General features: G+C 63.6%; 15 protein-coding genes and 1 tRNA gene. 13 read left to right on the top strand and 3 right to left on the bottom strand.

Annotation, left to right across the window (positions count from 1 at the left end):
• Together ARC78_RS17145 and ARC78_RS14470 are read right to left on the bottom strand one after the other, a co-directional pair.
• Positions 1 to 169 (bottom strand): HipA family kinase (locus tag ARC78_RS17145; RefSeq protein ID WP_425480568.1); only part of this gene is annotated, 169 nt, incomplete at its 3' end.
• A gap of 32 nt (positions 170 to 201) precedes the next feature.
• Positions 202 to 993, bottom strand: coding sequence for a LexA family transcriptional regulator (locus ARC78_RS14470; RefSeq protein ID WP_157722822.1), 792 nt, complete (start codon positions 991 to 993; stop codon positions 202 to 204).
• A gap of 253 nt (positions 994 to 1,246) precedes the next feature.
• On the opposite strand from ARC78_RS14470, the gene ARC78_RS16805 reads away from it, so the two are divergent.
• Positions 1,247 to 1,471, top strand: coding sequence for a helix-turn-helix domain-containing protein (locus ARC78_RS16805; RefSeq protein WP_157722823.1), 225 nt, complete (start codon positions 1,247 to 1,249; stop codon positions 1,469 to 1,471).
• A gap of 20 nt (positions 1,472 to 1,491) precedes the next feature.
• On the opposite strand, the gene ARC78_RS14460 is transcribed toward ARC78_RS16805, so the two are convergent.
• Positions 1,492 to 1,737: a hypothetical protein gene (locus ARC78_RS14460; protein ID WP_054658910.1), complete on the bottom strand. Its 246-nt coding sequence runs from the start codon at positions 1,735 to 1,737 to the stop codon at positions 1,492 to 1,494.
• Between the two features lie 132 nt (positions 1,738 to 1,869).
• Here ARC78_RS14460 and ARC78_RS14455 point away from each other — a divergent pair, with 132 nt between their 5' ends.
• The 12 genes from ARC78_RS14455 to ARC78_RS17000 form a co-directional block, all read left to right on the top strand.
• Complete coding sequence (locus tag ARC78_RS14455; RefSeq protein ID WP_057506544.1) at positions 1,870 to 2,490, top strand: hypothetical protein; 621 nt, start codon at positions 1,870 to 1,872, stop codon at positions 2,488 to 2,490.
• Positions 2,487 to 2,792, top strand: coding sequence for a helix-turn-helix domain-containing protein (locus ARC78_RS14450; RefSeq protein WP_054658911.1), 306 nt, complete (start codon positions 2,487 to 2,489; stop codon positions 2,790 to 2,792). Before ARC78_RS14455 ends, ARC78_RS14450 begins: the two co-directional genes overlap by 4 nt.
• Entirely contained in the window at positions 2,789 to 3,691 is a 903-nt protein-coding gene (locus ARC78_RS14445; RefSeq protein ID WP_157722824.1) for a helix-turn-helix domain-containing protein, read from the top strand. The genes ARC78_RS14450 and ARC78_RS14445 overlap by 4 nt, the downstream gene beginning before the upstream one ends.
• On the top strand, positions 3,666 to 4,265 hold the full coding sequence (locus tag ARC78_RS14440; RefSeq protein ID WP_054658913.1) for a hypothetical protein: 600 nt from the start codon (positions 3,666 to 3,668) through the stop codon (positions 4,263 to 4,265). Before ARC78_RS14445 ends, ARC78_RS14440 begins: the two co-directional genes overlap by 26 nt.
• Complete coding sequence (locus ARC78_RS14435) at positions 4,265 to 4,633, top strand: Ref family recombination enhancement nuclease (RefSeq protein ID WP_054658914.1); 369 nt, start codon at positions 4,265 to 4,267, stop codon at positions 4,631 to 4,633. The genes ARC78_RS14440 and ARC78_RS14435 overlap by 1 nt, the downstream gene beginning before the upstream one ends.
• Positions 4,630 to 5,154, top strand: a complete 525-nt coding sequence (locus ARC78_RS14430; RefSeq protein WP_054658915.1) for a MarR family transcriptional regulator — start codon at positions 4,630 to 4,632, stop codon at positions 5,152 to 5,154. Before ARC78_RS14435 ends, ARC78_RS14430 begins: the two co-directional genes overlap by 4 nt.
• The gene (locus tag ARC78_RS14425) at positions 5,145 to 5,948 is read left to right on the top strand and encodes a phage antirepressor KilAC domain-containing protein (RefSeq protein ID WP_083468465.1); all 804 of its coding nucleotides are present in this window, start codon (positions 5,145 to 5,147) and stop codon (positions 5,946 to 5,948) included. The genes ARC78_RS14430 and ARC78_RS14425 overlap by 10 nt, the downstream gene beginning before the upstream one ends.
• Positions 5,945 to 6,211: a hypothetical protein gene (locus ARC78_RS14420; protein ID WP_054658916.1), complete on the top strand. Its 267-nt coding sequence runs from the start codon at positions 5,945 to 5,947 to the stop codon at positions 6,209 to 6,211. The genes ARC78_RS14425 and ARC78_RS14420 overlap by 4 nt, the downstream gene beginning before the upstream one ends.
• A complete protein-coding gene (locus tag ARC78_RS14415) occupies positions 6,211 to 6,714 on the top strand; it encodes a hypothetical protein (RefSeq protein ID WP_054658917.1) in 504 nt (167 codons plus the stop codon). The genes ARC78_RS14420 and ARC78_RS14415 overlap by 1 nt, the downstream gene beginning before the upstream one ends.
• A 174-nt stretch (positions 6,715 to 6,888) precedes the next feature.
• Positions 6,889 to 6,963 (top strand) — tRNA-Met (locus tag ARC78_RS14410).
• A 391-nt stretch (positions 6,964 to 7,354) separates the two neighbouring features.
• The gene (locus tag ARC78_RS16695; RefSeq protein ID WP_145974357.1) at positions 7,355 to 7,765 is read left to right on the top strand and encodes an ATP-binding protein; all 411 of its coding nucleotides are present in this window, start codon (positions 7,355 to 7,357) and stop codon (positions 7,763 to 7,765) included.
• Between the two features lie 32 nt (positions 7,766 to 7,797).
• Positions 7,798 to 7,887: transposase (locus ARC78_RS17000; protein ID WP_241772754.1), on the top strand; the 90-nt coding region annotated here is incomplete at its 3' end.

Below are 7,887 nucleotides of genomic sequence, written 5' to 3'. Positions count from 1 at the left end.
CCAAGTGCCCGGCCATCCATTCACATATGAGACTGTGATGGCTGGCTGATCGGCCCTTTACATAGTAAAGGTCACCATCCTCAGCCCGGCATTTGAAGGGTAGTGTCCTTCCATCCGTGCTGCGGTCTGTAATTTCTGTGATGAGCAGCGGGGTGCCGCATGTGTTCATCCATAGCCTCCTTGCCTACTTCATCGACGCTTTCAGTTGAACCGCTCGATCTTGTGGCGGATGTAGAGCCGCCCGCCAATACGGCCATGCTCCGGGAACGGGAATGGCGGGTAGAGCGGGTTGGCGCTCACCACCCACAGGCCGTCGCCTCGCTGCTGAAGCATCTTGATCTGGTGACCGTCGTGGCGGTCGCCCAGGCCGATCCAGTAGATGCCGTCGCCTTGGAAGGTCGTGACCCCGGAGTCCATCAGGGTGGGCTCGCCTGGTTCGATCACCGGGCGCATTGAGTCGCCAGTGCCGGACACAAGCTTCAGCCGACCAGGCGGTGGGACGAACCCAATCAGCGCCCGAATGTATGCCTCTCCGTACTCAACCGACCGGATGACCTCCGGATGATCTTCATTGACCATTGCGCCGCCCATGCCCCCTGTCGCGTCCAGTTGCTCGACGCGAACATAGTCACCGGGTGTCGCTGGCGGTGAGACTTGAGTTGGCGTGCGGTCGACGAACATTTCTCCATCGCCGTTGTTTAGCCAATCGATAGAAATCCCAAGCGCCGCGAGCGGGCGTCGCTGGTCGTCAGGTACGCGCTGATCGCGCTTGAACCAGTTGTACAACTTCTGATTCTGGTTCCCCTCGAGGCCCAGCTTCACTCCAAACGCCGCCCGGTTATTGGCCACGCCGGCGTGCGCCATGGCCTCTTCAAAGCGACGCTGGAAGTCAGTGAGCTGGTTCTTCATCCGGGCAGCGTAAACGTCACGTTTACCCGAGTCGATAAACATAGAGTTGACTATTGATGTCATCATGATGTTTACTCGATTCATGGAAACCAAACTGCATGCAGATGCCGCTCTGATTGATCGCCTTGGCGGCCCTACTGAGATAGCCATCCAGCTTGGGTTTGACCCTCGTGCGGGGGGAGTGCAGCGCGTCCAAAACTGGAAGTACCGGGGGATTCCGGAAATTTGGAGTCTCCGTCGGCCGGACGTCTTCGGTGACGCCCCGGCGCAAGTTGCCGTATCTGGCGATCCCGTGGTTTCGGCCCCGCTCACCGCTGCGGCACTGGTCGATTCCCGCATGAGCAAGCGCGCTCTGCGCGCCAAGCTGGGCCTGAGCAACGACAAGCAGCTGGCCAAGGTGCTGCAGCTGCCGGTGGAGCAGGTGGAGAGCTGGGAGGAGGAGCGCGCGCTGCCGGCGGTGCCGGAGGTGCTGCGGCTGCTGGATGTGCAGACCGGCACCGCCCCCGCGCCGCCACCGGCTGACCCCGACGACGACCGGATCGTCCCCGTGGAGGTGGCCTGAGATGGCCGGACCAGCCTCCGCTATTGCAGAGATGCTCCGGGTGCCGCGACACCCTTTTCCATGTAGCGGATCAAGCCGTCCAACTCCTTCTGGAGACGCCGCAGCCGTTCGAGCTCTAAGAACATCGGGCGGCATGCATAAGTACCCCCGGCCTCCGGATGCCCTGGCTTGCCGAGGGCACGAAAAGTGAGCTGGGCTCCTCGGAAATTGTCGCTGACCTCTATTTCCCAGTCGGCAATCACGTCCGGAACAGTTTCGTTGTCCATGTCGCCCTCCTTGCGGGCTGCTCGCGTGGTGCCCGCAGCCTACCGCAAGGCGGGCGGCACCTTTCTTTGATCCCTTGAGCGTGGTCGTCCTGTCCATGGGGACCACCTTGCATCTACTCCCGAGGTGCGTAAATGAAGCAACAGATTCAACCGACCTTCCGCGAGCCGCGCGCTGCCGTGATCTTCCGGCACACGACGGCCTGCATCCGGAACAGTCACCACACCGATGCCAGCTTCGCCCAGGCGGTGGCCGAGACGTACATGGGAATCGTGGCGCCGGCTGAGCGTGTGGTCGACTTCCACACGGGCACCGATACCGATGCGATCGAGAAGGCACAGCGCGCGAACGCGCAGCTGATTGCTCGGTTCCGCAATGGCACGGTGAAGCTGCCGGTGGACCTGGAAGAGGCTTGGGTCTCCGCCATGCCGTCACCCTGGGGCGAGGAATGTGCCCGGGAGCTGGCGCAGCGTTACGGGTTCATGGGCGCTCGCCTGCCGGAGCTGCAGCCGCATTCGGGGATGCTCAACGCCTCCCGGATGTCCATCGAGTTCGGGAAAACCATAGGTGCGCTGGCACAGGTGATGGCCGACGGCATCGTCGACGGCCGGGATGTTCCCGCGCTGCGCCGCGCGCAGCGGGATGGAATGGACCTGCAGGCAGAGGTGGCGACCATTCTTGCGTCCATCGAGGGGCATCTGCAGAGCCAGACGGTTGGCCCGACCCTGGTCGTCGCGGGAGGCTCTTCGTCATGAGTACCGGAACCCTCAAATGGGCCGTGGTGCTGGCCGCCCGACTGGAGGCCAATGGGCACGCGCTGACGCCGGACGTTGTGGAGCTGCTTCCGCACATGGACGTGGTCGTGTGGGCGCGCCAGCAGCGGATGCCCCTCACCGCACGTGCGCTCCGCGAACGCTTCGGTGTGTCGCGGGCCACTGCGTTCCGCTGGCTGCAGGTGCTGCGTGCGCCACTGCCAGAGCCCTGGCCGGCGGATCTCCAGCCACTTAACGGAGTGAAGCTGCCCATGTTCCACATCACATGGCAGGTGCAGCCGTGAGCGTCGAGGCGATTACCTGGGCGCTGAAGCTGCCTATCAAGCAGTCGTCGGCCAAGTTCGTGCTGACGGTTCTGGCCAACTGCGCCAGCGGCGATACCTGGCTGGCGTTCCCCTCGGTGGGCTACCTCGCGGAGGCAACCGGACAGGACCGCAAGACGGTGATGGCGAACCTTGCCCGGCTCCGTGAGTGGGGTCTGATCGAGGACAGCGGCCGGCGTATGGGGGACACCAAGCAGGTGATCGTCTACCGGCTGCGCGGCCCGGACATGATCGAAACAGGCCCGAAAACGGAACAGTCCCAAAACCGGAACAGTTCCGAAAACGGAACAGTCCCGAAAAGTCAGGGAAACAGTCCCGTTTTTCCCGCCAAACAGTCCCGTTTTTCCCGGAAAGAGTCCCAAAAACGGGACACGGAACCGTCAGATACATCAGGTAACCGTCAGGAACACACACCGGGTGTGGGCGACGGCGCCGCGATGACAGAGGCAGACATCGAGCGTGAGGTTTCGCCGCTCGGTCCGCTGCTGCCCGGCCTGGACCGCGAAGTGCTGGCCCTGTTCGTCAGGCATCGCCGCGTCAGCAGGCGCCCGCTGTCGATCCAAGGCTGGCTGCAGGTCCGCCCACAGCTGGAAGCCATCGCCGAGAGCGGCGGCGACATCAACAAATCCCTCAAGGACGCAATGGCCCTGGGCCTGCTGCTTCCCGTCGAGCCCAAGCAATCAGGAGCTGCCAACCATGGATCAACTGCGCAAGGTTCTGCCGACACCGTCGCCCACGCCCGAGAGGAATGGGAGCGATTGCAGCGCGAAGGCGGGCCTGTTGCAGCTGGCCGGTCAGGTGGAGCAGGACGAGCAGGCGCGGGGGACGTCATCGATGGCGAATTCGCTGTCATTGGTTGAGCAGCCATCGCAGCGGCAGATGGACGCGCTGTGGACGCTGTGGGAACGGATGGCTGCCATGTTCCCGGGCAAGTTCACGCGGGACAACGGCACCGCGCCGGCCAAGGCCGACGGGACGCTTTCCACTGCCGGCCAGACCTGGGCGACCGCGCTGCGCGGCCTGACGGCGAGGCAGCTGGGTGAAGGCCTGTCTGCCTGCCTGCTGAAGGGACTGGAGTGGCCACCGGGGCCGGCAAAGTTCCGCGCGCTGTGCCTGAACCTGCCGACGTTTGGGGAGGTGGAGCAGGAGATGCGTCCCGGCCGTGACCGGTCGGCATTCTCCATGCAAGTGCGCGCCATGATGGATCTGCACACCTTCAACACCGCCGACGGCTTCCAGCAGGAGCGGATGCTTCGCGCGGCCTACGAGCAGGCCATGCGGTACGTGGCCGAGGGTGGGAAGCTGCCCGAGCCGATGCTGGCATTGCCGCACGAACGGCCGACGCTGCCGGTGGTGAGCGACCGGGAAAAGGCCAAGGCGGCGATGGCGCGCGCTGCAGCTGACCTCGGCTTCGGCGAAGAGGTGAAGGGCTGATGTGGTCGAAAGCACCGCCGCCGACGGCCGAAGAAGCCGCCCGGATCGAAGCCAGCAAGATCGGTCCCTGCATGGCCTGCCTGGCGCTGGCCACCCAGGGGCTGCTGGAGCCGACCCTGGTGGTCTACGGCTGCGACTACAACCACGCGAAGTCAGGCAACAAGCGCCGCGGCCATTCGTTCGGCTATGCGCTGTGCACCTGGCACCACCGGCGGCACCCGAGATCGGAGAAGACGTTCGCGCAGATGCGCGAGCAGTGGGGGCCGAGCCTTATGGATGGCTCGAGGACGTTCCACGAAACCTACGGCTCCGACGACGAGCTGATCGCCCAACAGACATTCGTGATCGAGCAAAGGAGCCAGCAATGACGGGGATGGATATGCGTGAGTACCAGCGACTGGTCGCCCTGTTCTGTCTTGGCGCGGCCGGTGCCTGCACCGCGGCGGAACTGCTCGAGCAGATGGGGATCGCAGCGATGGGGGCCGGTCATCCGCCGGAGTTCCTTCCGTCCTCTGCGCCGGCCGTCGCTGGCCTGCTGCGTGAGTTGCAGGGCTCCGGCCATGTGATTCGTGGTGAGGACCGGTATGACACGCGCCACGGCCGCCAAGTTGCAGTGTGGTCTGCAGCTGATCCCGGCGCCGTTCTGGCCCTGCCGGCAGCGCCGCGCGGGAGCGGGAGGAACGCTGACGCCCCGCCGGCGCCGGTTGCCTTCCGCACCATCACAGTCGATCAGCGGCTCGCATTTCTCGAGATCGAGTTCGAGGACTGGATCCAGACTCAAGAGAAGGCCCACCGCGCCGCGCAGGAGCGGCACCGGGAGGAGTTCGTGTCGTTCATGAAGCGGGCTCGCCGCCTGGTAGCCACCACGGAGGTGCCGGCATGCAGCTGACCATCGCCGCGGTGAGTGTCCGCCAAGATGCCGAGGGCCGCTTCTCGCTCAATGACCTGCATATCGCCTCTGGCGCAGCCAGCAAGCACCAGCCATCGAATTGGCTGAGGTCGAGGCAGGCGAGGGAGCTGATTGAGGAAATCGACCGTTCCTCAGATATGAGGAACGCTGTCGGAGTGTTGCAGGGCGGTGTCCTACAGGGAACCTACGTGGTGAAGGAGCTGGTCTATGCCTACGCGATGTGGATCTCGCCGGCGTTCCACCTGCAGGTGATCCGCGCCTACGACCAGCGAGTAGCCGCCCCGGCGCCGCAGGCGGACGTGATGGCGATCCTGTCTGATCCGGCCGCCCTGCGCGGCTTGCTGCTGGGATATGGCGAGCAGGTGGAAGCGCTCAGGGCAGAGAACCGGCAGCTGCAGCCCAAGGCCCGCGCGCTGGATACGATTGCCGATGCAGAAGGTACGTTCCCGGTCACCGAGGCGGCCAAGCTGCTGGCCGTGCCGCCCTTGAAGCTGTTCTCCTGGCTGCAGGAGCATGCGTGGATCTACCGACGCCCGGGCAGCAGAAATTGGCTGGCTTACCAGCCGCGGCTCCAGACCGGTGTGCTGGTGCACAAGGTGACGGTGCTGCCGCGCCCGGACGGTGAGGAGAGGGTGTGCGATCAGGTCCGGGTGACCGGCAAAGGTCTCGCCCGGTTGGCGGAGCTGCTGAGCCGGGAGGCGCTGGGGTGGACGAATGCGGATCACCTGGCCGCCATGTCTGGCCGTGGCGCCGCTGCAATGGTGGTGCGATGACGGCTTTCGACCTGTCGGCGGTGCCGACTGAGCAACTGCTGGAGGAGGTGGCACGCCGGTGCGGTAGCAGTTTCAAACCCAAAGCCTCCGGCGCTGGTGGCCGGATCCGGTACGAAACCAAGGAGGCATGGGCCCGGGCAAAAGCAGCGGAGGCGCGGGCGGCCTATGAAGTCGAGCCCGATGCATCCGTGAAGGCGCGGCTGATGGAGGACATGGGCAAGTACGAGTTCTTGGCAAAGCGCTACAAGGACCAGGGGGTCTGATGTCACACGAACGCGATCCACTCGAACTGCTGGCGCGGATGCTGGTAGGTGGCGGGTACAAGGTGCCGGTAGAGGGGCGCGGAACCGTTGTGCCGCTGACCGGTGCGGACGTGGCCGGTGCCCTGGCCTACATGGACGACAAGCTGGCACAGCGCGCGGCCAAGGCCGTGGCAATACGGGCGGATGGTCAGGAGCTGGCCGCTCTGGCTCTGTTGGCATTCGATCCGGTGCAGCGCGCGCTGGAGCAATCCCGAGTCACTGGCCTGGACATGAGCAGTGCAGCCGATCGGCACCGGCTGCGCCTGATCATCCACGCCGCGGTGGTTGAGATGGTCTGGCCAGAGCGGAAGCAGGCCACGGCCGTGCTCGCACGACAGGTGAAGATGCGCGGAGCGACGTATGTCCGTATCCATACCGTGGCACTGCGCGCGCTGGAGGAGGCGCTGCACGATGGGCGCGTGGAGTTCCGGAAACGGTTGTTCGGCGACCTCGGCGGCGGCTGAAATCTTCCGCATGCGGAAGTGCGGAACCCCATGCGGAACCCCAGTTGCACGGGAACGATTGACCCCCTTAAATCACTAGCGTGGGCAGTGCTGCGAACAGCGGTCGCCCAGCATCAAAAGGCCGTCGGCGGAGCAGGGTTCGGGAGATCCTGCATTCGTCGGCGGCTTTCCTGTTGTGGGGTAGAGCAGCGGCAGCTCGTCGGTCTCATAAGCCGAAGGTCACAGGTTCGAATCCTGTCCCCGCTACCAATCGCCGGTAGTCATTACCGGCCGTTTCTCTCCGGCCGCATTACAACCCGGAAATCGCCTTCGACCAGGGCATCCCCGACAACCTGCGATGGGTGGAGTCGGCGCTGGTGGCCATGGAACGACAGAACCTGCTGCGCGCACTCATCGTGCGCACGGAGTAAACGGTTGCAGCCAGCCAGGCGGTCAATGCACTGATGGTGGCCGAGAAGTACGGCGGGGAGCTCACATTGCGGCAGTATCGTTATGAGCTCGGAAAGGGGATAGATACTGTTAGGGGCGCGGGAACGGCACTAGTGGCTTAGATGGCATCACTTGCAGGGTTTGCCTGTTGACTTGCATGTTTTGGTGTAATACTAATTGGAAAGCCGCCAAACATGACAGGGACAAACGTATGGAAGTCGATTCTCGGACGAGTCAACTTATTCATATTGGACAGGTCTTTACACCTGGCTCGCCCGTCAATACGCAGGATCTATTCGCCGGCCGAATCGATCAGCTCAATCGAATTATCAGTGCTGTTACGCAAAAGGGCTACCACGCGATCCTGTTTGGAGAGCGCGGCGTTGGGAAAACGTCTTTGGCCAATGTTCTGCTGGCTGTTGTCCAGCAGAGCTTTGTAGTCGGGAAGGTAAACTGCGATGTGGGGGATACGTTCAGCTCCATTTGGCGTAAAGCACTGCGCGATATCACCTATTCTCGCGAAGTTCCCGGCGTTGGATTTACGCCAGAAGCTTCGCAGCAGGTTGTTTCTGTTGCCGATAGCCTCCCCCATGGTAATCCCCCCGCAAAACCAGCGCAGTGAGAAGTAGAAGTTTTCGAAGGAAAATTTCTACCATGAAGAAGTCCCGATTCACCGACAGCCAGATCATCGAGGCGCTCAAGCGCGTAGAGGCTGGTCTTGCCGTGCCCGAGCTGTGCCGCGAG

This window comes from Stenotrophomonas pictorum JCM 9942 (genome assembly GCF_001431585.1).
Taxonomy (GTDB): Bacteria; Pseudomonadota; Gammaproteobacteria; order Xanthomonadales; family Xanthomonadaceae; genus Stenotrophomonas; species Stenotrophomonas pictorum.
Note: the sequence above shows the minus strand (reverse complement) of the source record. Positions and strands in the feature narration are given on the sequence as shown.

What these genes read in the sequence shown, in the direction of transcription:
- ARC78_RS14430 (WP_054658915.1), top strand. Translation starts at nt 4,630, where the DNA reads ATGACGGGGATGGATATGCGTGAGTACCAGCGACTGGTCGCCCTGTTC.
- ARC78_RS16695 (WP_145974357.1), top strand. Translation starts at nt 7,355, where the DNA reads ATGGAAGTCGATTCTCGGACGAGTCAACTTATTCATATTGGACAGGTC.
- ARC78_RS14435 (WP_054658914.1), top strand. Translation starts at nt 4,265, where the DNA reads ATGTGGTCGAAAGCACCGCCGCCGACGGCCGAAGAAGCCGCCCGGATC.
- ARC78_RS14450 (WP_054658911.1), top strand. Translation starts at nt 2,487, where the DNA reads ATGAGTACCGGAACCCTCAAATGGGCCGTGGTGCTGGCCGCCCGACTG.
- ARC78_RS14460 (WP_054658910.1), bottom strand. Translation starts at nt 1,737, where the DNA reads ATGGACAACGAAACTGTTCCGGACGTGATTGCCGACTGGGAAATAGAG.
- ARC78_RS14470 (WP_157722822.1), bottom strand. Translation starts at nt 993, where the DNA reads ATGAATCGAGTAAACATCATGATGACATCAATAGTCAACTCTATGTTT.
- ARC78_RS14440 (WP_054658913.1), top strand. Translation starts at nt 3,666, where the DNA reads ATGGCGAATTCGCTGTCATTGGTTGAGCAGCCATCGCAGCGGCAGATG.
- ARC78_RS14455 (WP_057506544.1), top strand. Translation starts at nt 1,870, where the DNA reads ATGAAGCAACAGATTCAACCGACCTTCCGCGAGCCGCGCGCTGCCGTG.
- ARC78_RS16805 (WP_157722823.1), top strand. Translation starts at nt 1,247, where the DNA reads ATGAGCAAGCGCGCTCTGCGCGCCAAGCTGGGCCTGAGCAACGACAAG.
- ARC78_RS14420 (WP_054658916.1), top strand. Translation starts at nt 5,945, where the DNA reads ATGACGGCTTTCGACCTGTCGGCGGTGCCGACTGAGCAACTGCTGGAG.
- ARC78_RS14415 (WP_054658917.1), top strand. Translation starts at nt 6,211, where the DNA reads ATGTCACACGAACGCGATCCACTCGAACTGCTGGCGCGGATGCTGGTA.
- ARC78_RS14425 (WP_083468465.1), top strand. Translation starts at nt 5,145, where the DNA reads ATGCAGCTGACCATCGCCGCGGTGAGTGTCCGCCAAGATGCCGAGGGC.